Origin of the sequence: Orientia tsutsugamushi, assembly GCF_900327275.1 — a bacterium.
Classification (GTDB): domain Bacteria; phylum Pseudomonadota; class Alphaproteobacteria; order Rickettsiales; family Rickettsiaceae; genus Orientia; species Orientia tsutsugamushi.
Map to the genome: position 1 here is coordinate 418,996 of NZ_LS398548.1, position 24,925 is coordinate 443,920.

Sequence of the window (24,925 nt, forward strand, 5' to 3'; positions counted from 1 at the left end):
TAAGGTAGAAACATTAACATTCAAAAAGCGGAGGAATAGTGGAACAGGACAATTCAGACAATAATAATACAAAAGAAGAAGATTTAGAGCTAAATGATAAACTAAAGGCTGAATCTTGTGTTAGGTCTAATAGCAAGTTATCAGAATTAACAAATATCATTCGTAGAAAGCCAGTAATTGCCTTAACTTTTATAAGCATCACAATAATGGTTGTTTCATATTTTTTATCTGAAAGCGGTAAAACGAAAGAATCTATAATTTTTATTGAAAATCGTGAGTCAAGAGAAGCGATTTCTGGAATAGAACAAGCTGTAGATTTAAGAGCAAAATGGACAGAAGAAATACTTAATGAAGTCAAAACATTAAAAGATAGATTTGACAGTGTAATAGACAGCAGATATTTAGAAATTACAGCCCAAATTAATAATTTTAACCAAAAACTTGAGATATTGGAGAATCAGCCTAAGCAGAGTCTATATAATAATGATAGTGATGAATTTAGTTCTGATCTTAATCATCATATTTTAAATTCACCACATGATAACAAAACAGAGCAAGCTCCTGTAGTAGTAAAGCCTTATGTAAATCTTAGGAGAGCTAGATTTGAGCCAAAAAAAAATGCTGAGAACTATGTTACTAGCGGTAGTTCTGCTAGAGCTGTGCTACTTACTGGAGTCGTTGTAGGTACTGGAACAAACAGCTCTTCATCACCAGAACCAATTGTTCTGCAGTTGCTTGATACAGCAATTCTTTATAATAAATATAAAACTGATCAAATCAAAAATGCAATTTTAATTGGATCCTGTAACGGAGAGATGTCCTCAGAGAGAGCTAAATGTCGCATCGAAACTCTTTCAGTAGTCAATAACCAAGGAGATATTATCGAAAAAAAGGTGGAAGGCTGGTTGATAGGCGAAGACGGACGTTCTGGAATTAAAGGAATCGTGGTGGATAAATCGTCTAACATAGCAAGCATGGCTGCATTAAATGGAGTATTTAGCAGTATAGCTAAGTTTCTGCAATCTAAGGCTATTAAACCTGATATGCTACCAACTTTAAACTTAGTAACTGGAGGCCAACAACAAGAGTTTCAGATTGGAGATGCGCTTCAGTCTGGAGCTTACGCTGGAGCTAGCAATGCTTTTGATAAGCTAGCTGATTTTGCTATAAAACGAGCTGATTCTATGAGCCCGGTCGTTCTTATTGCGTCAGGTAGAGTCATCGATGTTGTATTTAAAAAAGGGTTTGACTTACTTGAGCACAAGAAGAAGCCACATAATTTAACTTATTCACCATCAACTAACAATGAAAAAGTTAATTTGCATAATAAATTCGATCAATCACAAAAGTTAGAGGAGTATTTATAATGAAGTTTTTATTATTGCTATTGTGCTGTATGAGCCTAACCAGTTTCTTTTACAGAAGTACTTTTGATTGTAAAATTCCTAAAGGGCTAAAATGTAAGTCTTTATACGAAATAAAGAATATGGTTGCTCAAGGCGCTTTTGATATTGATAATCTTGAAACATCAAAAATTAAATCAAAAAGACGTTGTATTCTATGCTACAGGCAAGCTAAAGCAGTTCAAGGTGTAGATGTTGTTAACAAGTCGCCGAAAAAACCAAAAAAATATCTTATTAATTTATTTAAATCAAAACAGAGTCAAGGTGAACGCAAGCATACATAAGGATTTTGATCGAGAAAGATTTTCTAAACATTTTGTCTATGAATCATATGATGATGAGACTCAGCTATTCTTTAATCGTGGTTCAATAGGTTTTGTATTGCTTGCATGGCCATTGGTTGGAGCTAGTGTTTCAGCTCAAAATGAAATTGCTGAATTTCTGAAAAGCGATGAAAATTTACCTGCTGAAAGTAGCCTTCAAGTATTGATGATTGGTAGTAATAATATAGAGAATTTTTTAAGCAACTGGCAGTCATATCGTAAAGGAGAGATATTTATTGAGTTAGCTAATAAAAGAACAGAGTTTTTGCGTGACCAAGCTCAAAAAGTAGGTTCTATAAAGGATGTAGTATTGTTGATTTCAGTAACTATACCTAATTTAAATGCAAATATAGATGATATGATTCGCAGAAGAGATGCTTTAAAAGATACGTTTAGGTCAATTGGATTAAGCACTGAAAATGTGAATGCGCAGCAATTATTAAAGTTTTTGAGAGTAATATTTGGCTGGCCTGAAGAAGAACATTCAAATATTAACCAGTATGAAATATTGTCTGAACAAATTCTAAGTGGAGATTTTTCGTTATTTGAGAATGATGATTGTGTAAATGTAAATGATGATCAAATATTTATCAGCCTAGAAGCTCGCAAAAGACCTGCAGAATGGAAATTATCTGCTATGGATCTGTTTTTAGGTAATGAAATGCGTCGTGATGAATATATAAAATCAAATTTCCTGATTCATTTTGGTCTGCAAATTTTGCCAAATCAAGCAATGGAAAGGACTGCGGCCATAACAAAAAGAGAGGCACTAGAAAGAAATATTAATGCAGGAATGGGCAAATTTTTTCCTGACATACAGCAAGAAGCTGCTGATTTAGCAGGTGTAGTGGCTGCTCTACAGAGCGGTGATAGAGTTGTTAATATTCACTTCAACGTTATTATGTTTGATAAAACAAAGAAAGCTAAGCAATCTGCATCGGCCTTTTGTTCGATGTTAAGACGAAGTGGATGGTATTTTGTACCATGTAAATATGATCATGTAGCCGTGTTACTAGCTGCGCTACCAATGCAGTTAGTTGAGCAAGGCCCAAAAGGTATATTGGGTCAAAATAAAACATCAGGAGTTGGAATAGCTCTTTCTAGCTTAGGTAGAGGCATAAAAACTGTTTCTGTAGAGAGCAAAGTATTATTGCCAATAATCGGTGAATGGAAAGGTGATTTAAGTTCTCCAGGCATGTTGCTCGCTGGAAGACGAGGTCAAATAATGTATTGGTCACCTTTTGGTGGAGCTTTATTACCTGCATTAAATAAGCATGGAGTAGCTCCAAATGAGAACTTTAACCTTTGTATAGCTGGAGTTCCAGGGTCTGGAAAATCTGTTTTTATGCAAGAATTAATGCTATCGGTTCTAGGAGTTGGTGGTAAGGTTTTTGTTCTTGATTATGGAAGATCATTTAAGCGTACATGCTTGATTCTAGGTGGTAGATACATAGAATTTGACATGAAAAATCCTGTATCAATTAATCCATTTTCAGAGGTGCCAGAGGATGACAGCGCAAAGTCTATAGAAGCTAGATCGGATTTTTTATCTAACTTTCCATCCATTTTAGCTACTATGGCTGCTCCACAGTATGGAACAAGCGATTTACAACAACCAATGCTACAGAGGGCTTTGATATCAGTCTGGCAAAAAAAGGGAGCTAAAGCTGAAATCACGGATATTGCAGACTGGTTATCAAATAGAGAAGAATCATATGCTAAAGAGCTTGGAAATATGCTCTTTCCTTTTACTAAAGATGGTCAACATGGAAGATTTTTTAGTGGTAAGGCGCAATTATCTCTAAACTCTGATATTGTGGTAATTGAAACTGATCATCTACGCTCTGTACCAGAGCTGTTAGCTGTGATTGTACAGATTATGATTGTTCATATTAATCAAACAATGGTTAAGGGAGATAGAAGTAGACCATTTTTAATTATGATCGATGAAGCCTGGAAGCTATTAGCTGGAAAGCGTTCAGGAGAGTTTATTGAAGAAGCAGGTCGAATAGCTCGAAAATATAATGGATCGATTGCTTTAGCAACTCAGCAGCTCACTGATTACTTTCGTCAAGAGGGTTCAGCATCTGAAAAAGCATTTGAGAACTCATCGCATAAGATAATTTTGAAGCAAAATTCTGAATCATTTAAGGCAATGCGAGCTAACCCTAAGCTTGCAGGCTTTGTTGATGAGGATTGGAAACTAAATTTACTGCAATCTGTACATTCAAATCCTCCGTATTATAGTGAAATAGCTATTTACAGCCCTAATGTTTCAGGTGTTGTAGGCAGATTAATGATTGATCCATTTACTCTACTGTTAACTTCGACGAATGCTAGAGATTATCAAGCTATAGAAGATCATATGGCTAAAGGGATGAATGTCAGTGAGGCAATTAATTATGTGATAAGAGAGCGGAAAATAATTCCATGAAGCAAGGAGTAGTAATTTGTATAGGCACATTCTTTGCTTTATTTGCTGTTGCTTATCAAGTAAGCGATATAAGGGCCAATTTATTAAATGCTGATATAGGTGTTGAGATTAAGGATTATGGGACTAGAGGGCATGTTTTTCCAATCATTGAAGAATCATTACTGGAGGTGATTATGGCTAAACTTAATGCTGCATCAAAAAGTGGTTTGTTGAACCAAATGCAGCTGGAATTTCAGGAAAAAGTTAGACAAAAAATTATGAGACCAGTACCAGTAAAAAATTTAAGTAAAGCTACTGAAAATAAAACGCGAATATATGATTCTACCTATGTTCAAAAGGATGACATTAAGACAAAAAATGGTATAATAATAGTAAAGGGAGGAACTAAAATAAATCCTTTAGAGATGATACATTGGGGTGAACCACTAATATTAATTGATGGAGATGATGAAGATCAGGTTGCTTGGGCAAAATCAAGACCAGGAAAGATAGTGTTAGTTAATGGAAATCCTATTGAACTAAGCAATCTATTAGGCCGGCACGTATTCTTCGATCAATTGGGTTTTTTGAGTATGAAGTTTAAAATACAAGCTGTGCCAGCCATAATAGAGCAAGAAAACACTGTGCTTAAAATTAGCGAAGTAAGCACCTATTAAAAGCATATAACGCACGTTGGAAGTTACATAATATGCTGTAAGCAGTATAACTCAATATACTACTAAATTCAACTTAAAAGAAGGTTTTATATGAAAAGTTGGAAATTGCAGCAATTAGAACAAGATCTAGTTAAAATAGTTAATAATACGCTACGAGGTGAAATACAAGAGATAGTAAATCCAGGTGGTGAAACTTTATATTTAATTCCAGGAAATAGATATCCAAAACTTCTTCGTAAAATTTCATCAATGCAAGCAAAGTGAGTGAAGGAACTGGTAATTTTGTTAGCGATAGTAATGTCTATAACAGCTAATAACTGTTATGCAGCTGCTGGGTGTGTTGGAAGATTTGTAAATCCTATAACAGATGTATGTTGGAAGTGCTTGTTTCCAATTACTATAGCTGGATTTAAGGTAGTAAGCAGTTCAATGCCTGATACTAATGCTTCTGGTAGACTTATATGTCTTTGTCCTAAGCCAGGGATTCCAGTGCCTATACCTGGTATTCCGGTAGGATTTTGGGAGCCAGTACGCCTTGTAGACGTTACAAAGTCACCAATGTGTATGGTAAGTCTTGGAGGTTTGTCATTTGGAACTGCTACTCAAAAAGGCATGAAAGATGAAGCTGAAGGAAGTGCTTTTTACCACATTCATTGGTATGTCTATCCCGTGATTTACTGGCTGGAAATTTTGCTTGATTTTATTTGTCTGGAAATGGCTGCAGTCGATATAGCATATTTAACAGAGTTTGATCCATTATGGAGTGATGATGCTAAATCTGCGATTTTAAATCCAGAAACGTTGTTGTTTCAAAATGTAGCTGCTTATCAAGCATGTATAGCTGATTGCATGAGTTGTAGCGCTGGTTTATTAGCAAGTGATTATGCTTTTTGGTGTGCTGGATGTCAAGGAATGCTTTACCCTTTTACTGGAACAGCTGCAGCGCATAATGGTGGAGTTGGAACATCTGTATTAATGGTAAGTAAATTTATGGCTAAGATGCATAGGCAACTGATGTTATGGGGATATTATGGTTATAAAGGCCTATGTGGTAAGTATCCTATGCCTATCATCAAGAAAAGCCAATATCGACTACAAATGACTTATCCAATTCCAGAAACTAAATCCTGTAAGAGCATAGGTCAAACAGAAGCTATATGGCAAGCTGGTAGAGAATTTCCAGTTAATGGTGAAGATTTCGGTTACTTGATTTGGCGAAAAAGAGATTGTTGTTTGCTTTGATTTATAAAGCTTGGAGAGGAATATGGTTATACGAGTAATGATGTTGATGGTTTTATTATTTGTTAATAATGCTAATGCTTTTTTTTTGGACAAGCAAAAAACTTTTATTTTTGTCTCATTTTCAATGAGTGATGAGGCTTTAAAAAGCTATTTTGCTGAGTCTGAAAAGGCTGGAGCTCAATTAGTTATGCGTGGGTTAATTAATAACTCATTTACACAAACAAAGAATAAAACTATGGAGCTTGGTATTAGCTTCGATATAGATCCTAGCTTGTTTGAACAATATAAAATTGATGTTGTACCAGTGATAGTAATAGATGATGAAAAAAGAGGATTAACCAAGAAATTAACTGGCCATATTCCTTTAGCAACAGCATTAGAAATTATGAATGAGAATACTCCATGAAGCAACTTATAGTACTAGTTTTGATAATATTGAACATCAATTGTTGTTTAGCTTCAATGCAAAGCAGTTATAATGAAGCTAGCAACTATAATGTAAATCTTGGAAATTCTTCAAATACACAAGAATTATTTCATCAAGGTAGTAATGTCAATTATCCTAATAATGATGAGGATTTAACCTATCATGGCCGTAATCAGCTTAGTACAGAAAGTGGGGCAATGTTATTTCAAGCTGAAAACAGTAAAAACAATGCCTTAACTCAACATAATATCAACGATCAAAATTATATGATAGCTAATTCAATGAGAATTGAATCTGATCCTTTAAGTGCCCTTGATAGCAGTAACTTCGTAACTCAGACAAGTACAACTAATACTGAAATCATTCAAAGTTGTACTGAAGGCAGTAAGTTCAATATTGAACTTATTCGAGAATTAAACGTTGAGTGCAAATTAGAGAATGTATGGCTTCCATGGCAAAGCCGGCAAATGGAATTTGCAACAGAAGAAATAAAGGAGAATCATAGTAATTGGATTAATAGTCGTAGCGATGTCTATGATGATGAATTAGATGCGCAAGTATACTGCCTAGCAGATGATCCCGAAGCAATTGTAAAACAAATGAAATGGGCTATTGCTAATAGGCTTGGTGCATCTATACACCATGTTGGTAGAAATTTGTTATTAGAAGTAAATGAAAAAATATGTATACTTCACTATGACTACAGAGATAAGACTCAAGAACTAAGGAAAGTAGCAGAATATTGGAAAGTTTTAAACCCTGAACTTGAGCAATTAACAGAAAGTAACGAATGCTATGAGGTCAATAGAATCAACTATGATGGTGGTGATAGAGTATTTTTTGACAAGTTTAAAGTCAATCGTCCATATTGGAAACAAAAGATTGTTTTTTCTTGTACTAGCGATCCAAAAGATGGTTGCAAACACCTTAAAATTCAAAATTGCGAATTAAAAAACAGCACTTGCCAAAAATCAGTAGCAAATATTTGTTTACTATGGCAGCACGATTATAGCTGTTCAACTGAGAAGCAAACAATGCTACACTCATCATTGCGTAATAACTCAATCTTTTGTTTAGGAGGCAATTGCAATACTCCAACTATTATACCAAACAGGGATATAGCTAAAGTAGCTCATATAGCGATGCTAAATCAGATGAGCAAAGATATTAAAACAAATCCCGTTTCTGTATTTTCAGGTAAACATCGCAAATGCAAAAAGGACGTATTTAGTTTTTTGAATTGCTGTTCTTCAATGACTGGCTGGGGGCGTGATATAGGCTTATCGCAATGTAAATCTAAGGAACAAGAATTAGCTCTATATAGAAAAAAAGGTTACTGCTATTACATTGGAACCTACTGTTCTTCAAGAATTCCAATATTAGGTATTTGCTTAGCTAGAAAGTCTACTTATTGCTGCTTTCAGTCGAAACTTGCTAGAATTTTTCAGGAAGAAGCAAGAAAACAGCTAAAAATAGACTTTGGAACACCTGAATGTCCAAATTGTAGAGGCCTTACTGTTAAGGAATTACAAAAAGTTGATTTCACTAAAATCAATATGGATGAACTATTTGGTGATATACTCACTAAGGCTCAAAACAGCATGAACAAAGACATTATTGCAGGCATCAAAGATAAAGTTCATCGTATGCAACAAAGTCAGTCTAAATGAACAGATTACTAATGGTTATGATATTAATTAGTCAATTATCTACAGTTGATGCTTCGCCTACAGGATTTCTATGGTACAATGATAAACATGGTCATGAGCCTGATGACTCTACTTCTAAGTTGATTAGTTCGACTCATGATCATAGAATCGAGGAATTAAAGGAGCAATTTAATCGAGCTCAGCGTATAGCGCTTGATAATCCAACGCTCGAAAATGTAATTACAGCACAAAGATTGCAGAAGCAAATCATGGAGAAGGCTCATAAGTTTGCTACTATGTGGCAACTAGCTACTCTACTTGATTATCAACTGATTAATGCTCATGAGCCATCTAATAGCTTACATAGAAAGCTGTATCAAGAAAAATCAGAGCAGAAAAACGACTTAAAACTCAAAAACATTGCTAAAAACTGGGGATTAATTTTGCAAGTTAAACAAGATTGCTTGCTATGTAAAGCCTTTATTCCTATTGTTCAGAGCTTTGCTAATAAATATGCATTTCAGTTGCTAGCTGTCAGTAAGAATAATGAGTTACTAAATAAATTAAATCCTAAGCATGTTGTGCCTGTATTATATCTAGTAGCTAGCGATGGTAAAAAAATATATGCAGTAGCTAGAAGCATAATCTCTGAAGATAAAATTATCGACAATATTCTAGCAATCGATAGATATTATCATAAATTGGAGACCGCATGAGCATTAGAATCAGAGTTTATGTCATTACAATGCTATTATTGCTACAAGCTCCAGTATCACTGGCTTGGAATATCGAAAACGTATTTCAAGGAATGAGTGTTAATGTTACTAGATCTGGATCATATCAAGATCAAGCGGCTGGATATTATGCAGCTGGTGGATTGTCTGCTCGAACAAGCCAAACATCATTTCAGCCATTTGCTATAACTCCCCCATCTTTAAACATGAGCTGTAGCGGTATTGATGCCTATCTTGGTAGCTTCTCTGTTATTTCTGGAGAAGAATTAGTTCAACTAATGAAGAATATTGGTTCTCAAGCTAAAGTTTATGCATTTTCATTAGGATTAAAAACATTTGCTCCACAGATCGAAAATGCTCTTAAGGACTTACGTAATCTAGCAATGGAGATGAATCAATTTGCCAAAGGAGATTGTGAATTAACAAAAGCATTATTTGCTACAGCTTTACCAAGAAACTGGGCTATGAGAGAAGCTGTTTGCCGTGATATACAGTCACAAAGTGGATTTGATTATTTTGCAGCTGGTAAAAAATGTCGTAATGATTTAGCCCAAAAACAATCTCTGCGACAAGCACAAAACAAGGATCCAGAGCTAATGCTGGATGATTATAACATCTTCACTAAAGCAGCAGCAAAGGTTGGAATACCATCAGATATGCGTGATTCAATCATGTCTATGACTGGCACTATCGTGGTTACAAACAATAATGTACACTTTTATGACTCATTAGCTCAGGATGAAAAAAGTTGGATTAGTCATTTAAAAGGCGGAGAATCAGCCTCGATTTACAGTTGTGATAATGTCAGTTGCTTGCATCCAAGCTTGCAACGAAATATCACAATATTGCCAGAGAAATCTTATGCAGGTAAAGCTAAACAACAATTGAAGAATCTAAAAATTAACTTTGAGAATAATTCTGAATTCACTGACTCTGAAATAGCCTTTTTATCTTCGATTGGAGATATATTTCCAATTTATGATTATATCATATTAGAATCTATTTCTGGAGTCACAATTTTAGATAGCTCATCAGAATTAATAGCTAGCTATACATTAGTTCAGCATTTGAAGGAAGTAATCACCGAAATACGTAGAGCCGTTACTTCACTAGGTGCTAAGCAAGTTTCGAATGAACATTTAGAAAGATATTTGAAGGAATTGAATCGAGTTCAACTGTTTGCAAATGAGAAATGGACTAGCCTACAAACAGATGCAAATCGAATAGATAAAAGGGCTAGATTAATAGAGCAGCATTTAATAGCGAAGGAGAAAAGTTAATGGATTACGTAATATACACATTTGGTGGTGGAGATCTGTTATGGCATGTGTTTAACGGCATAGGCAGAGTCTTTGCTTCAAATAGCGAATACTTCACTCCAGTAGGCCACTTAGCCTTGACTATTGGCGGCATATGGGCTGCTACTAGGGCTATTTTTAGAGGAAATATCGGCATCTTTGCTATGGAGTGGTTCTTTCCATCGATATTTATTTTTACGCTGTTATTTGCCCCCAAAGCTACTGTTTGGCTGAAGGATGAGGTATCAATGAGTGCACCAGTAAAAGTTGATAATATTCCGATAGGTATTGCAATGTTTGCTTCTCTTTCCTCGCAAACGAGTTACTTTGTGTCCAAAATGTTGGAAAATCATCTTTTACCGGCTTATGAAGGACTATCAAGCAGAAAAACTGGTATTATGTTTGGAGCTAAGGCTGTAGCTAAGATTCGAGATGTGCAAATACATGATCCAGTAACTTTAACTAATACGAAGGAATTTCTTAGACAATGCTTTATGAAGCCTTACATCATAGGTAATATCTTAGGAAAAAAAGCAGCTGCTCAACAAACTAATGACATTATAGGATTTATCGAGCAGAATATACCTAATAATTTCGGTATTTATTATCGCGAACCTAGTAATTTAGGTATTAGTTTCAAGACATGTAGGCAAGCTACTCCATTAATTAAAGCAGCAATTCATAAAGAATTAAATGAAGGGCTTTTAACAAACTTTGCAGCTGCGATTGGAGTTCAATCTGATCAATCACACATGTTAAGTCAAAGACTAAAAGTTATGACTGGAGATACACTAAAATATCTACAAAGAGAGCAACAAGACATTCATGAATGGATGAAGCAAGCTATGCTTCTCAATGCTAATCGTGAGTCATATGATGACTGGCGTGAGAAGTTTTCATTATCACGAATTTATCCTAATCTGGTGAGTATGCATGCAATTAGAGGGCTCTTTCAAAAATCATTTTCGTATCTAGTCGCTGGGGAAATGGCTGCTCACATGATGCCTATTTTACAATCTGTTTTTTTTGCATTAGTAGTTTCAATGATCTTTATTGTATTTCCAATGGGCTTACTGCCTGGTGGTTACAACATACTCAAAACATGGATTTTATTAATAATATGGGTCAGCAGCTGGCCAGTATTTTTTACAATAATCCATTGTCTAGGAATGATCAGCTTATCCAGTAAATCTGGAGCTTTCGGTAGTGATTATGGTCTGAATATGCTATCGCAAGGAAGCTTTGCAGAGATGATTTTATATAGCTATGCGACGTTTCAAATGCTTGCATCATCAATACCAATGCTTTCTTGGTCAGTGATAAAAGCTTGCGCTCATGCTACAGCTAACTTAGCCAGCCAGTTCTCTCCTATACAAGTTGCTAGCAGCTTAGGAAGCAACATAGTCGACAATAACTTGAGTATGGATAATTACAGCATAGGCAATAGAACTATTTCTCAACAAAACCTAGCTCCTTTATTATATATGGCTGATAATATTATCGATTATGGTAGCTACAGAGTTATTAGAACAGCCGATGGTCGAGAAATTATACATGAAAACGTAGATTCATTGGGAAATAACTTCCGCTCTTCTGCACTGATACAAACTGGATATCAAAACCAGTTTTTGAGTTCTCAGAGCATGCTTAATTCACTGACACAAAAAGAGGCCAATCTTATTTCAACAGGAAACTCCATGGCCATAGACATAGGCAGAAGGTTAACTCATGATGAAGCTCTGTATATAGGTCTAACTGAGAGTGAATACCAAGCTCTGCAGGAGGTTGGTTCTAATAGTGAATCCTTTAGTCAGCATACAAGTAGTAGCCACAGTAAAAGTAGTGGTACAAGTGCTAGTGCTGGAGGTGGGGTGTAGGGAGTTAATAGTAAAGTTTTTGGTGATCAAAGACATAATAATGAACAAGGCAACTCAGTGAATCAGCAACAGTCATATAATGAAGCAGTATCCAAAATTCAAAGTGCAGTTAAAGAAGGAAGATTCAGTACTACAAATAGTGATGTGCGGTCATTAAGTGAGAATCTAAATGCTAATCTTTCTGAGCAACAATCTATTGGACAAGAAATAGCTAAAACTAAACAAGAAATGGAGCAACTTAGTTATAGCATGAATTATGTATCTCAAAACTCTATCACTATTGATCGTAACATCAATGAACTTGTATTAAATGAAATTATTGCTCAAAATCCTGAAATAAGAAGCAAGGAGCAAGCTGCAAGATGGGCTAAAGATCACTCAGCTGAAGCAGAAAAAATTGCTTTTAAGGTTGCTCAAATCAACAATGAAGTACCTAAAGATTTAAATGATTATATTAATGATGATAATTTTTTGAATGAACAAGATCTACAAGAAATTTTTAATAAAAAATCTGAAGAGTTAAAAGGTCAAAACGTCAATTATAGCAATGATAAGGCTTATAATAAGAATATAGAACAAACTTTTAGTAATAATAAAAAAATAAAGAATCTTGATCGAATTTCTGATAGTATTAAGGATAAGACTAAAGAAATACAGGATGAATTTAATAATACTTCTAATTCAGCAGTTATTTTAACTGGCAAACAAGCAGTAAAAAATTTAAAGGATAATAAATGATTAGTAATTAATATGAAAAACGTGTGTAAAAAATTAGCCATTATTTTATCATTAATATTATTAAATACAGTAGCTGTTGCAGCAGAGCAAAGCATACAACAAGATTTAATTCAAGATAGAGCTATACTAGCTAAGGAATATTTTAATATTGGAAGCTCTTTTTTAAAATTAAAAAAATATCATGAAGCAATAGAAAATTTTGATATTGCTATTAAGTATGATCCAAGTTATGCGTCAGCATATAATAGCAAAGGAATAGCTTTAGATGATTTGGGAAAGCCACTAGAAGCTATAGAAATTTTCGATTTAGCTATTAAATACAAATCAAATTATGCTGAAGCATATCATAATAAAGCAATGTCTTATAAAAAACTTGGAAAAACTGAAGAAGCTATAATACTGTATGATACAGCAATTAAGTATAAGTCTAATTTTGCAGAAGCTTATAATAATAAAGGAGCTTCTTTAGCTAGATTAGGACAGTATAAAAAAGCAATAGAAAATTTTGATATTGCTATTAAGTACAGATCAGATAATCCAGAAGCTTATTATAACAAAGGCATAGCTTTAATGAATTTAGGGTACATTCAAGAAGCTATTGAAAACTATGATATAGCTATTAGATACAGACCAAATTATTCAGAAGCATATCATAATAAAGGTTTAACTTTAGCAATTTGGGGACAATTTCAGAATGCAATAGAACATTTTGATTTAGCTATTAAATACGATCCTAATGATTTAAAAGCTTATAATAATAAAGGATATGTATTAAATCTATTAAAGAGACATGCAGAAGCAATGGAAAGTTGTAACCTAGCTATTAAAATTGATCCAAATTGTGCAGATTCCTATTATATCAAAGGAATGGTTTTTGAGAAATTAGGTAAACATCAAGAAGCAATTAAAAATTATGATATAGCTATTAAATATGATCCTAATTTTGCTAAAAATTATCTTGAAAAAGGAATATCATTAGTAAACTTAGAGCAGTACTCAAGCGCTAAAGAGAATTTTTTATTAGCTATTAAATATAATCCTAATATCATTTCAGAACATGAAACAATGTTAAAAAGGTTAACAGAATTGAAGAATTTTACTGGAGTAAAAGAGTATGAGCAAAAACTACAGATTTTGAAAAAATACTCTTGAGATAGATGAATTTTCAGAATCAAGGAAATTTCACCAGGGGATCGCAGTTATTTGCTCATAAGTTAAGAATGTTTGGGCAAGGTAGTACCAACGTTTTTATAATTGGATTAGGATTATCGATATTCTGGATTATATGTCGATTGTATCAAAAAGTTTGTCTGAGCAGTTTGTATTATTTTGTAATTGAAAGATATGTGCAGCTTAAGCTAGCAATTGGTGAGCATTTTTATGATATCGATCAAATAGGCATTAAGTTTTATAGTTTAAGGTTTAAAAAATGGATGCACCTCAATGCTCAAGACTTTTTGCATGAGTTTTATACAGGCAAACATGGATTTAAAATACAGCAATTATGGGAATTCTTAATCAATTCAGCATTGTTAGAAGGATTAATTGTTTTTACTATTGGTGTGATAATCTCAATTGTTTTCTTTACAGCTCAAGGTAAAAAAACGATTATTAAGGCCAAAATTAGAGGTGCTGATTTTGTAGGATACAAATGCTTAGCCAAAATGCTAAAAAGAGCTAAAAAGGCCTCTAAAATCCGTTTTGGAGGCTTACCATTAGTAAAGAATAGTGAAAGGCTGCACATTCTTATTACTGGAACAACAGGTACTGGTAAAACTAATATGCTTAACGAACTGCTACCACAAATTCGATTACACAAAGATCGAGCAATAATTGTAGATACAACTGGAGCTTTTACTGATAGATTTTTTGACCCTAAATGTGATAAGCTGCTTAATCCTTTTGAAAAAAATAGTGAGCAATGGTTGCCTTGGAATGATTGTTTTGAAGCAGCTGATTTTCATGATATAGCTAGTAGTTTTAGTAATTATACTCCTAAACTTGATGACTTTTTTGCTAAAAATGCTGAATTAGTCTTGTCTGAAGCATTGAAGCTATATAAGGATGATAAAGATATCATAAAACTAATTCATACAATCATTTACTCTGATAATAGACAATTTGCAAAAGCTTTTAGAAACACTGCTGTATCAGGTATTATAAGTGAAAGCGCGCTCGAAACTTCTGCAGGAATTCAGTCTACGCTTGGAAAGAATATTACTTCGCTACAATATTTAAAGCCTGGAGGTAGTTTTAGCATAAAAGAATGGTTTAGTAATTCAAATGAAACTAGCTGGCTATTTATCACAGCTAACCCAAATCAAAGAGCTACTTTATGCCCACTTATTTCAGCTTGGATAAGCATAGCTATCAAGGCTTTGATGTGTAGAAATCCTAATCATGATAACAAAAACATGTGGTTTATACTTGATGAACTGCCAGCTCTACAAAAAGTTTCGTCTTTACCAGTTGCTTTGGCTGAAAGTAGAAAGTATGGAGGCTGCTTTGTTGCTGGATTGCAGAATATTCATCAATTAGAAGCAATATATGGGGCTGCTGAATGTGATTCTATGCTGGATTTGTTTAATAGTAAATTTATTTTTCGAGTTAGCGATCAGGTTACAGCCTATAAATCAGCATTAACACTAGGTGAGCAAGAGATAATTGAAACTCAAGAGAACTTGTCATATGGATCAAATACTATGCGAGATGGGGTAAATATGAATAATGTTGAGCGTAAAAAGATTTTAGTTATGCCATCTGAAATTATGAACCTACCAGACCTTACATGTTATGTAAAGCTTGCCGGTAACTTTCCTATCACAAAACTAACTATGCAGCTACAAAACTTAAATACAGCTTTTGTTTGGGGATATAAATTGCTCAAAAAACTTAAGTTAGTAGAGTATTAATTCGAAAAATTAATACTCTATGTTATTTTTTAAATTAATCACTTCTTCTTTTGACAATCCGGTATTTTCAGAAATAAATTCAACTGAAAAGCCAGCTTTTAATAAGTTTCTTGCAAGCCATTGTTTAGCCTTTACTTCACCAATCTCTATGCCTTCAGCTCTGCCTTCAGCTCTGCCTTCATCAATATATTTTGCAGCAATAGTTCTCATAATATTACCTTTTTCTTCTTCAGATAAATACTTAGCCAGAACCTGCTCTAATTCTGGTTGCTGACTCTCTAGTAATTTAGTATCAGTATACCATAAAAATGATCTTAGGTAAACATAACCTTTTTCTTTATCAAGTATTAAAACATGTTTGAACTTTATTAGAAAGTCTTCCCAAAGCTTTAACATATCTCGTTGATGAATGTGCTTTAGCATATATTCGAGCATTCCGATATGCTTTTTTCTAACAATTTCATCATTCGACATACTTTGCAAATCGACTAATTGATAGTCAGAAGTCATTAATTGCTTAGCTATCATTGAATCGGTAAATAAATCCCACAAATTCCTAGGTGCGTTGTAGACTTCTTTGCCGTTGTAGATCACTAAATTATACACTAATGGTAATTTAGCTTTTTCTTTCTTATGCCTTTCGCACAATAACAATGTGTATCTCCATAACCGCAGAGCTGTCCAATAATCAACGGTTGATTGAGCTTCAATTAATATATAAATAAAAGCATTGCCATGTTTTTTGGTGGCAATTCTATAGACGATATCACTGTATTTTTTCTTTAACGATTCTTCTATATAACTCTCTTGCTCTACTTTTATTTGTGATAAATCTATTAAACTCTTGAAATTCATTGGTAAATAATACTCTAGAAATTCTTGTGCAGCCACTGGATCACTCATGATTGTCTTTGCCAATGAATCATGCTTTAATTTTTTTGCCATATTTTTTTACTCTATAGTTTTTTAAATAAAAAATGCTGTGTCATACTCTGCCTAGTGTTTCGGACATAATCCTGGTTGTATATTAGTTTGTATTGATTCAATTTTTTCATTAAGTTTTCTTATTTCAGGGCTGATAATATTTCTAACAGCATATAATCCTTGAGTTTTTAATACATTATTGAAGTCATTTTTGACTGTACAGACTACTGCTTCCTTATCCTCCAGAACTTTTTCAGCTTTTTCAGTATTTACGTCATTTTTAACTGCTAGAATGATCTTTTCTTTTGGGCCAGGATTATAGTTTTGCAAATTTTCGGCTTCAATTGCACATAAGATTTTTCCTTCGACTCCAGCTTGCCTAATGGTTAACGCTGTTTCAATATCCTTTGTAATGATTGTTACAGGTGAGTATTTTGAATTCTGTTGAGCAATTTCAGCAAATGACCCACTAATTGTACCAACAGATTTTTCAGCTACATCAGCTTTATTACATGTTTTTGAATTCAGAGCTAATATCTTAGCTCCAGTAATTTCATCTTTGTCATTTTTAACAAAAATAGTGAGTGCAGGCCAGGATTTTTGAGTCTCTTCATCAAAAACCATATTTGCCCTTAAATTATGAATTATTAAAGATTTTTGAACTATAAATTCCTGTATGGTTTTCTGAATATTTATTCACAACTATCGTTTCCACCTTAGCTTCCTCTTCTTGTTTAAAGTAGTATAGAGATGACGATTTATTATACAATTCTTTAACATTCGTAATATCATTTTGTTTTGCTATACTATTATTTTCTGTTTGAGTAAGTTTGGTTGTTTCAACTGCCTTAGTCAGTTTAGTAATTTCAGGTTCTATAATGTCTCTAATTGACTGGTCTCCACAACTTTGCAGCAGATTATTAAAATCACCATTTTCTGGTGGTTTAACTATACAAGTTATTGCTTCCTTCATTTCTAATATTTTTGCAGCTTTAATTACAGTATTATTAGTTAGAGAATTTTTGCTATCATTATCTGCTGCAATGATGATTTTTTCACCAGGAAATGGTGAATAATTTGTCAAATTCGAAATTTCTGCACTAGCAATGATATTACCTTTAATTCCTGCTTGCTGCAAGCTCAATGCTGTTTCAGCGCCTTCTGCTATAATTGTTATATTAGGGTCATTCGCATTTCGCTTTGCGATTGTTATGAACGATCCGCTGATTTTACCGAAAGATCTTCTGTTAATTGAAATATTCGCCTTATCTCCTGCCGAATTTAGATATACGGCCTGTACTCCTGTAATTTCTCCTTTTGAATTTCTTGCAAATGCTGTCAATGCTGGATAATTTTCTCTCGTTTGAGTATCAAACAGTATACTTGCTTTTAAGTCTGAACTTGCGGTGCTTTTGTCAAAAGTAATACCACGATTTTCAAGATACTTTTTTACTATTTCAACTTCTGCGCTTGGGCTCGTATCTATCTCATAACCATGTATTCTGCTTGATCGTTCATAAAAGTTTTGAACTTTTGCGATTTTAACACTTTCAGATTCTTGAGTGTATTGTTGAGAATCGTTGTTAGTCGTAGCATATCTGGGATACTGTTGTCTAACGTTAGACATTCCAACCATACTTTTCAAATATTCCTTTGCCTCAAAAAAGCCGTATCCTCTTTCTCTTCGAGCCAGGGATAATAAATCACCCTTTTGTCCTGTACTAAAGTCATACCATTGTCCAGCGTACTTGCCCTCGGTGGTTACTTGTATTTTGCCAGTGTCTCCCCAACGTAATTTTCCGTATGTAGATAGGCGCTTATTTGGATCTCCAAGAATATCACGAGCTATAGTGTCAGCTCTATAAGCTATTGCATCCTTCAATTTTTGTAGGTCTTCCTCGCTATTTGAATAATAATCGTTTTTTCTATAGTTTTGAGCAGATTGATATTGCCTTACTTCATTTGCTTGAACATCATTATTCTCCTCTTTTGAATTGATAGAGTCTGTCTTAGCTGTGCTAAGCTGCTCTATTAGGTTAGCAACATTTTTTGTAGCTTGCACATTGTAGTACAGCCGTACTTGCTCTGCATTCCCTATCATGCTTATGTTAGAACTTTCTATTCCTACACCATTATTATGAAGAACATATACATCTTTTTTGACAGCTGTTTGTGGGTTACAAACTGTTGTAGCATATCCATGTTTAAAGCTTATTTTATTCAAATCAAAGCTTACCTCGTTTCCTGTATCTGTCTTAGCTACAAACTTATTTTCATCAATTGATACTAGAGTTGCAAATTCACTGTTTTGTATTTGTAAATCCTTATCGTTTGTTTGAAATACAATTCGGTCTCCAGCCATGTAGTTAGCATATTTTTTTGATTCGGCTCCTGAAATTAAAATGCTGTATTCTGGACCTTTCAGAGCACCATTTTCCTTCATGTAGTTTCTGATGTTTTGATTAATATTTTCAGCTTCTTTATGGTCAGCAATTATCAAACGATCCTGCAGCTCAAATTTACTATTCTTCCAATCATTGATTAATTGGTTTATTGATTCTTTTAGAGTATTATCAGCCCTCAAGCTATTATTATCACTAAGTAGCACTATACCATCAGCAATATCACCATTTATCAACTTTACAGCCACATTGTGGTTCCAGCTGTTAGCTTTAGAATTTTCTATATCTGTTTTTAAATTATGAATGTTATTGAAATTATTTGAATCATTGATTTTGTCAGTCATATAAAACCTCACCTTCGCATCACTAAATTGTTTTGCGGTATAAATATTTGATATTTTTACCGTTTGAATTATAATTTTATTGCTAAGTGATTATTGAGATAGTTTTCTAACAGATGCAGATCTTCAAAATTCCAGCGCTTCCAATATTCTCTTAGCAAGGCATAATGCGAATTACAAAAATCGCTTTCGGTTATCATTTTTTATCTCATTTTGTAATTCGCCCTGTGAATGAATAGCTTACATTCAATTTCAAATCTTCAGCACTACCGTCTAAGTCCAATTTTTTGAGCTATGTCAGTTTTCACCACTTGTTCAGACTCTGTTTTTACGTTCTGAGTATTAATTAACTTCATGATTTCAGGTATCATAAGCTCCTTAACAGCTATGGCTCCTTTATTTTTTAGCATTTCGTTAAAATCTTCACCTTCTGAATGAATTACGATGCTAGTAATTGCTCCTTTGCTTGTCAGTACTTTTCCAGCCTCGTTTATAGTGCTTACATATTCTTTATTTTGTTTATCATTATTTGCAGCTATAAGAATCTTTTCTCCTTGAAATGGCTGATAATACTTTAAATTATTTACATTTGAGCTATATACCATTCTGCTATCAATGCCAGCTTCCTGAAAACTTGATATCGTTTTTCCTTCTGCTGACAGAATGGTTACATCATAATCATATTGTCTTTGTTCTTTGATTTGCATAAACAATGGAGTAGAAATATCTTTGGTGGTGCATTGCTTTATGCTATTCTCTTGCTGGACTTTTTCTACTTTAGCTTCTTGCTCTGGTTTAGCGGTAAAATGATAATATTCTTCATTCACATGAGATCTATCATTGATATCATTGATTATAGACTTAAACCAGTTTTCAACTTTACTAAAAACTTTACTAAAAACAGTTGTCTTTGTCCGTTCTTTCTCCAAATCATGAGCAGTTTTTAGAGTTATGCTAGCTGATTTATCATTTGGTCTGCTGAGCTGATTTATTAAACTGTTAATGCTTACAGTAGCTTTCTTATTGCAATATAGCTGCAACTTCTCTATATGCCTTGTCATAGCTACGTATGAGCTGCTTATATTACTTATTCCATTATGCAAAACGTATACATCTTTTATAGAAGCTCCCTGAGCCTTATAAACAGTACTTGCATAGCCATGTTTAAATTGTATTTTACTAGGATCAAAACTCACCTCTTTTCCTGCATCTGTCTTAGCTACAAATTCATTTTTATTAACAGAAGTTAAAGTTGCAAATTCACTGTTTTGTATTTGTAAATCCTTATCGCTTTTTTGAAATACGATTCTATCTCCTGCCATATAGGACTCTTTCCTTCCAGCTATTGAACGCCTATATTCTGTGCCTTGTAGCGTACCATTTGCTTTTAACAAAGATCTAATACTTGAATTAAGAATGTCGACATCTTTATTACGTACTGTAATTACCAATTTTTCATGTAGCTTAAACTTGCTTAGACTCCAATCATAAATCAACTTACTAATTGAATCCTGTAATGTATTATCAAACTTAACACATTTATTTTGTCTCAGTAAGGTTATACCGCTTAAAATATTACTCTCAGCAAACTTTGTTGCTGCTTCTCTGCTCCAGTTTTCACTTTGTCTGCGAATATCTATTAAAACATGTGAACCGAAATTATTACTCAGCATCTCAAACATTCCGCCTCTTTCTATTGAAGCTAGCTGTTTTTCATCTCCAGCGAGTATCAGTTGACAATAATTGTTTCTAACTACTCTAAACAGCTCTGCATAAGCTTTAGTACCTACCATTCCAGCTTCATCTACTACTATTAAGCTGCCTTTCATAAAAATTTTTTTTCGATTATACAAAAATCCCTTTACTGTATAGACCTCAGTATAACCTTTGCTCTTCAGCTCTGATACTGCCTTATGAGTAGGAGCAAGCCCAATAACTTTTTGTCCACGATTTGTTGCAAGCTTATACGCTTTCGCTAAAACATAAGATTTTCCTGTACCAGCTCTTCCTCTTAAGACTCTAACTCCACTAGTGCTAAGCAAAATATGCCTTAGAGCTTGTTTCTGTTCTTCACTAACATTTGCTAGACCTTCGATATCACTTTTAAGATTGTAAATATCGTTGTAATAAACCTGATTATTGATTTTATTAGCTATTCTGATTATTCTCGTCTCCTCATTTCGAACCTCAATTGTCGTAAAATATTTGCTACTTTCACCATCATCATGGTATAACTCTAGTATTCTATTTGAACTAAGCACTTGCTGAACTAACTGTTCTCTTGCTGTTGGATCTGGTATATCTTTTACTGCTTTTTCAACATCCTGCTTAGTAAAAATAGATTTGTAATGTGTTATAGAATCCGTTATTACATCAGCATCATTAATAATCTTCAAATGAGCCTCTTTACGTAACTCATTTTCATTTAATACTTCATTAATTAAATTCCTAATTTCAATATATTTAATATTCCCAATATGCTTTCCCGGCACTTCGCTTATCTCGTCAACTCTATATGGTAAGCCTAATTTAGCGAAATATGCATTAATTATTTCTTTTACTCTTTCATGAATCATCTCGGGATCTTTAATAACAACCTTTTTGCCATTAACTGTTATGATTTTTGGGTTTAAATCTACTGCTATATCTCCTAAACCAGTTCCATCTTCTCTAAATCTTCTCATAGTAAGCAATATATGTACATGCCAGTTTTTATCTCCTGTTTGAGGCTTATGAATGTCTATCTGTACTCCAATACCTTTTTGCACCCATTCCATTTCATCAACTATTTGATGAGTTAGTTCTATTCTATGCTCTAAATTTAGCTCCTTCTCGTCTGGCAATGCTATTACTATATCCTTCAACAACTGGCTGTTGTCTTTTTTGGCTGTTCGTTCTACCTCATTCATTAATGTTTGAATATTCTTGAATTCTTGTTTTACATAATCCGGTATCAGCACTGTATGATATACGTTATCTTTCTTACGAGAGAAGTTATACTTTATACCTGTATTCTCGTTTTTAACAATAGTTCTTGCATTATACGCTGCCTTACGACAACTATCACCTCCTTTACTTCTACTTAAAAATTCAATCCTTGTAAACTGTATCGCCATCTCAATACCAATTCTCACCTGAGTTTTAAGTTAGCATGGTTTTTTTGATTTTGCTAGCACAAACTTCTTTTTTTTTAACATTCAATCGGTTAATGAGTACTCATTTTTTAACAGTAAACTTTCAAGTTTACGTATTGCGTAGTGCGACATGAGGTCGCTCAAACAGAGACTACAGAAATGTAGCAAGGTTGCATTTAAACCTTAGTTACCGCTATTGCGGTGCGAGATTGGTAACGGTCTTGTACTAAGCGCGATAGAAAGCCTAACTAAAGTACTAATCTGGATGGGAAATAGGGGCAAGGTAAAGTTAAAATTGGTTAAACGAAAGTGAATCTTCGTATGGAAAATATCGTCAATGCAGAAGCAGATACTCCAGATAAATTCTGTTATAAGGATAAAGCTGAAAAGCTTAGCTGTAAGAAGGAATACGCAGCCTTCTTTAAAAATGCCAGCTCCTCGGTATAAAGAAGATAACCAACTTAACGTCTCTCTGATGAGTGAAACATGGTAAGCCTATTATTAGGCAACTGATAGTAGGTAAGAGAGGTCTTAGAAAGCAAATGACACTAAGTCGAAAGACTACAGAAATTAATAACTGAGTGTATAGGCATTTATATGCTAATCAGAAATGATGCTAACTTAAGACTGGTGATTTACCCTAAATAGGTAAACAAGATTATGAATTAATTGGAAAAGTGAATGCTAAACGCAAATGTAACAATTGAGACTAAAGATAATTTCAAGAAAATCTATTGGCATTCAATAGACTGGAAAGAAATTATACAAAAGGTTAATAATCTTCGTAGACGTATTTATAGGGCATCTGCAAATGGTAATATGAAGTTAGTACGTAACTTACAAAGATTGATGTTAAAATCAAGAGCAAATAGGTTACTTGCTATAAGACGTGTTACTCAAATCAACAAAGGACGAAAAAGTCCTGGAATTGATAAAATAGTTGTTAAGACAGATAAAGAAAGGAGTCTGTTGATGGAAAAGTTAGCAGATAATAATCTATCATCTGTAAAACCGATTAAGCGTGTATACATACCAAAAAGTAATGGCGAATCTAGACCTTTAGGCTTGCCAACTATTTTGGATAGGTGTAGACAGGCTGTTGTAAAATCAGCACTTGAACCATATTGGGAAGCTAAGTTTGAAGGTTGCAGCTATGGCTTTAGACCTGGACGTAGCGCTCACGATGCAATACAGAGAATATCTGGTATTATTCGACATGGAACCAATAGAAATTGGATATTAGATGCTGATATTAAAGGAGCATTTGATAATATTGATCATAATTTTCTTTTGAAAATTATAGGAAATTTCCCTGCTCGTAATTGGATTCAAGCATGGCTTAAATCTGGTGTAATGCAGGATTATCAAATTATCAAAACAACAGCTGGTACTCCACAAGGTGGATTAATTTCTCCATTACTTTTAAACATAACTCTTCATGGAATGAGTGATATACTTAATATTATCTATAATAAGTATGATCACCTATATTCTAAATCCGAATATGCTTTAGTGAGATACGCTGATGATTTTGTCGTTTGCGCTAAGTCAGAAAGCTCATGTATCAGAGCCAAAAGTATTATTAATGATTGGTTAAGTATTAGAGGCTTAGAATTGTCAAAGGAAAAAACCAGGATACTTCATATTAATGAAGGTTTTGATTTCCTTGGATTTAATATTCGACAATATAAAACCAATAGTACAAGAAGAGGTGTAGCTCTACTAGTTAAACCGTCTAAAGACTCTATAAAGTCGTTTAAAAAACGAATGTCAATAGAATGGAAAAAAAGTTTCTCATGGAATATTGATAGAATAATTGATAATCTAAATTCTAAAATATTTGGATGGTGCAGTTATTTCAACAAAGTTGTGTCCAAGAAAATTTTTTCCAATTTAGACTGTTGGATGTGGATTCGACAAGCAAGATTTGCATGTAGAAAACATCCTAAAAAATCCTGGGAATGGCTTAAGAAAAAGTATTGGGGTCGCATTAAAGGCAGAAATGATAATTGGGTCTTTATGAATAAAGATCTATATCTATGGAAATTACAATGGACAACGATTAAACGACATATTCTTGTTAAAGGTAAATCTTCTCCTGATAATTCAAAACTTAGAGAATATTGGCATAAACGTCAGGCTGATAGCCCTAAGTATTTGTTTAAATCTAGGCAGATTCTTTGGCGTAGACAAAAGGGTAAATGTCTTGTTTGTTTTGATTTAATAGATAATGGTGAAAGTGTTCATGTACATCATATAACACCTATAAGATGTGGTGGCACTGACCATATTAACAATTTGTGCTTATTGCATGAAAACTGCCATCGACAAGTACACAGTAATCGCGGACAACTTATTGCAGCTGTTTGTAAATTGCTTGAGCCGTATGCGGAGTAATTCGCTTGTACGGTTCTTTGGGAGGAAAAGCGCT

18 protein-coding genes and 1 pseudogene are annotated in these 24,925 nt (G+C 33.8%); 15 read left to right on the top strand and 4 right to left on the bottom strand.

The genetic code is table 11. The features are described from left to right. Positions 1–38: 38 nt before the first annotated feature. From DK405_RS02245 to DK405_RS02300, 13 genes and pseudogenes are all read left to right on the top strand, one after another. The gene (locus tag DK405_RS02245) at positions 39–1,367 is read left to right on the top strand and encodes a TraB/VirB10 family protein (protein WP_081420565.1); all 1,329 of its coding nucleotides are present in this window, start codon (positions 39–41) and stop codon (positions 1,365–1,367) included. Then, complete coding sequence (locus DK405_RS02250) at positions 1,367–1,687, top strand: hypothetical protein (protein ID WP_045912833.1); 321 nt, start codon at positions 1,367–1,369, stop codon at positions 1,685–1,687. The genes DK405_RS02245 and DK405_RS02250 overlap by 1 nt, the downstream gene beginning before the upstream one ends. Further along, complete coding sequence (locus DK405_RS02255) at positions 1,599–4,160, top strand: TraC family protein (protein ID WP_410522049.1); 2,562 nt, start codon at positions 1,599–1,601, stop codon at positions 4,158–4,160. Before DK405_RS02250 ends, DK405_RS02255 begins: the two co-directional genes overlap by 89 nt. Next, positions 4,157–4,816 carry a type-F conjugative transfer system protein TraW gene (gene traW, locus DK405_RS02260; RefSeq protein WP_064612629.1) on the top strand — a complete coding sequence of 220 codons (660 nt, stop codon included), beginning with the start codon at positions 4,157–4,159 and terminating at the stop codon, positions 4,814–4,816. The genes DK405_RS02255 and traW overlap by 4 nt, the downstream gene beginning before the upstream one ends. A 90-nt stretch (positions 4,817–4,906) precedes the next feature. After that, positions 4,907–5,080, top strand: coding sequence for a hypothetical protein (locus tag DK405_RS12980; protein ID WP_174190469.1), 174 nt, complete (start codon positions 4,907–4,909; stop codon positions 5,078–5,080). Then, on the top strand, positions 5,081–6,058 hold the full coding sequence (gene traU / locus DK405_RS02265; protein WP_174197563.1) for a conjugal transfer pilus assembly protein TraU: 978 nt from the start codon (positions 5,081–5,083) through the stop codon (positions 6,056–6,058). It begins immediately after the preceding gene. Positions 6,059–6,080: 22 nt separating this feature from the next. Then, entirely contained in the window at positions 6,081–6,464 is a 384-nt protein-coding gene (gene trbC, locus DK405_RS02270) for a type-F conjugative transfer system pilin assembly protein TrbC (RefSeq protein ID WP_064612627.1), read from the top strand. Beyond that, positions 6,461–8,155 carry a conjugal transfer protein TraN gene (gene traN / locus DK405_RS02275; protein ID WP_064612624.1) on the top strand — a complete coding sequence of 565 codons (1,695 nt, stop codon included), beginning with the start codon at positions 6,461–6,463 and terminating at the stop codon, positions 8,153–8,155. Before trbC ends, traN begins: the two co-directional genes overlap by 4 nt. After that, a complete protein-coding gene (locus DK405_RS02280; RefSeq protein ID WP_064612622.1) occupies positions 8,152–8,850 on the top strand; it encodes a conjugal transfer protein TraF in 699 nt (232 codons plus the stop codon). Before traN ends, DK405_RS02280 begins: the two co-directional genes overlap by 4 nt. Continuing rightward, positions 8,847–10,148 carry a conjugal transfer protein TraH gene (locus DK405_RS02285; RefSeq protein ID WP_064612619.1) on the top strand — a complete coding sequence of 434 codons (1,302 nt, stop codon included), beginning with the start codon at positions 8,847–8,849 and terminating at the stop codon, positions 10,146–10,148. The genes DK405_RS02280 and DK405_RS02285 overlap by 4 nt, the downstream gene beginning before the upstream one ends. Then, positions 10,148–12,781: pseudogene (locus DK405_RS02290) on the top strand (conjugal transfer protein TraG N-terminal domain-containing protein). The gene DK405_RS02285 and the pseudogene DK405_RS02290 overlap by 1 nt, the downstream one beginning before the upstream one ends. Positions 12,782–12,793: 12 nt before the next feature. Then, positions 12,794–13,933: a tetratricopeptide repeat protein gene (locus DK405_RS02295; RefSeq protein WP_064612615.1), complete on the top strand. Its 1,140-nt coding sequence runs from the start codon at positions 12,794–12,796 to the stop codon at positions 13,931–13,933. Between the two features lie 5 nt (positions 13,934–13,938). Beyond that, positions 13,939–15,693: a type IV secretion system DNA-binding domain-containing protein gene (locus DK405_RS02300; protein ID WP_064612613.1), complete on the top strand. Its 1,755-nt coding sequence runs from the start codon at positions 13,939–13,941 to the stop codon at positions 15,691–15,693. 9 nt (positions 15,694–15,702) lie between these two features. Here the strand turns inward: DK405_RS02300 and DK405_RS02305 are convergent, their stop codons facing one another. The 4 genes from DK405_RS02305 to DK405_RS02320 form a co-directional block, all read right to left on the bottom strand. After that, the gene (locus DK405_RS02305; protein ID WP_064612611.1) at positions 15,703–16,638 is read right to left on the bottom strand and encodes an Rpn family recombination-promoting nuclease/putative transposase; all 936 of its coding nucleotides are present in this window, start codon (positions 16,636–16,638) and stop codon (positions 15,703–15,705) included. A gap of 51 nt (positions 16,639–16,689) precedes the next feature. Continuing rightward, the gene (locus tag DK405_RS15650; RefSeq protein ID WP_064612769.1) at positions 16,690–17,241 is read right to left on the bottom strand and encodes a hypothetical protein; all 552 of its coding nucleotides are present in this window, start codon (positions 17,239–17,241) and stop codon (positions 16,690–16,692) included. Positions 17,242–17,254: 13 nt separating this feature from the next. Continuing rightward, a complete protein-coding gene (locus tag DK405_RS15655) occupies positions 17,255–19,363 on the bottom strand; it encodes a toprim domain-containing protein (RefSeq protein ID WP_410522029.1) in 2,109 nt (702 codons plus the stop codon). Between the two features lie 263 nt (positions 19,364–19,626). Beyond that, complete coding sequence (locus DK405_RS02320) at positions 19,627–22,494, bottom strand: AAA family ATPase (protein ID WP_458692823.1); 2,868 nt, start codon at positions 22,492–22,494, stop codon at positions 19,627–19,629. Between the two features lie 321 nt (positions 22,495–22,815). On the opposite strand from DK405_RS02320, the gene DK405_RS14930 reads away from it, so the two are divergent. Together DK405_RS14930 and ltrA are read left to right on the top strand one after the other, a co-directional pair. Continuing rightward, the gene (locus tag DK405_RS14930) at positions 22,816–22,941 is read left to right on the top strand and encodes a hypothetical protein (RefSeq protein ID WP_269459331.1); all 126 of its coding nucleotides are present in this window, start codon (positions 22,816–22,818) and stop codon (positions 22,939–22,941) included. Positions 22,942–23,175: 234 nt separating this feature from the next. Next, positions 23,176–24,891, top strand: coding sequence for a group II intron reverse transcriptase/maturase (gene ltrA / locus DK405_RS02325; RefSeq protein ID WP_109510571.1), 1,716 nt, complete (start codon positions 23,176–23,178; stop codon positions 24,889–24,891). Positions 24,892–24,925: the final 34 nt, after the last annotated feature.

Bases quoted from the DNA above. Each gene is read 5' to 3' on its own strand.
- DK405_RS15655 (WP_410522029.1), bottom strand. From the start codon at position 19,363: ATGACTGACAAAATCAATGATTCAAATAATTTCAATAACATTCATAAT.
- DK405_RS02300 (WP_064612613.1), top strand. From the start codon at position 13,939: ATGAATTTTCAGAATCAAGGAAATTTCACCAGGGGATCGCAGTTATTT.
- traN (WP_064612624.1), top strand. From the start codon at position 6,461: ATGAAGCAACTTATAGTACTAGTTTTGATAATATTGAACATCAATTGT.
- DK405_RS15650 (WP_064612769.1), bottom strand. From the start codon at position 17,241: ATGGTTTTTGATGAAGAGACTCAAAAATCCTGGCCTGCACTCACTATT.
- DK405_RS02305 (WP_064612611.1), bottom strand. From the start codon at position 16,638: ATGGCAAAAAAATTAAAGCATGATTCATTGGCAAAGACAATCATGAGT.
- DK405_RS02250 (WP_045912833.1), top strand. From the start codon at position 1,367: ATGAAGTTTTTATTATTGCTATTGTGCTGTATGAGCCTAACCAGTTTC.
- DK405_RS12980 (WP_174190469.1), top strand. From the start codon at position 4,907: ATGAAAAGTTGGAAATTGCAGCAATTAGAACAAGATCTAGTTAAAATA.
- DK405_RS02280 (WP_064612622.1), top strand. From the start codon at position 8,152: ATGAACAGATTACTAATGGTTATGATATTAATTAGTCAATTATCTACA.
- ltrA (WP_109510571.1), top strand. From the start codon at position 23,176: ATGCTAAACGCAAATGTAACAATTGAGACTAAAGATAATTTCAAGAAA.
- trbC (WP_064612627.1), top strand. From the start codon at position 6,081: ATGGTTATACGAGTAATGATGTTGATGGTTTTATTATTTGTTAATAAT.
- DK405_RS14930 (WP_269459331.1), top strand. From the start codon at position 22,816: ATGGAAAATATCGTCAATGCAGAAGCAGATACTCCAGATAAATTCTGT.
- traW (WP_064612629.1), top strand. From the start codon at position 4,157: ATGAAGCAAGGAGTAGTAATTTGTATAGGCACATTCTTTGCTTTATTT.
- DK405_RS02295 (WP_064612615.1), top strand. From the start codon at position 12,794: ATGAAAAACGTGTGTAAAAAATTAGCCATTATTTTATCATTAATATTA.
- DK405_RS02285 (WP_064612619.1), top strand. From the start codon at position 8,847: ATGAGCATTAGAATCAGAGTTTATGTCATTACAATGCTATTATTGCTA.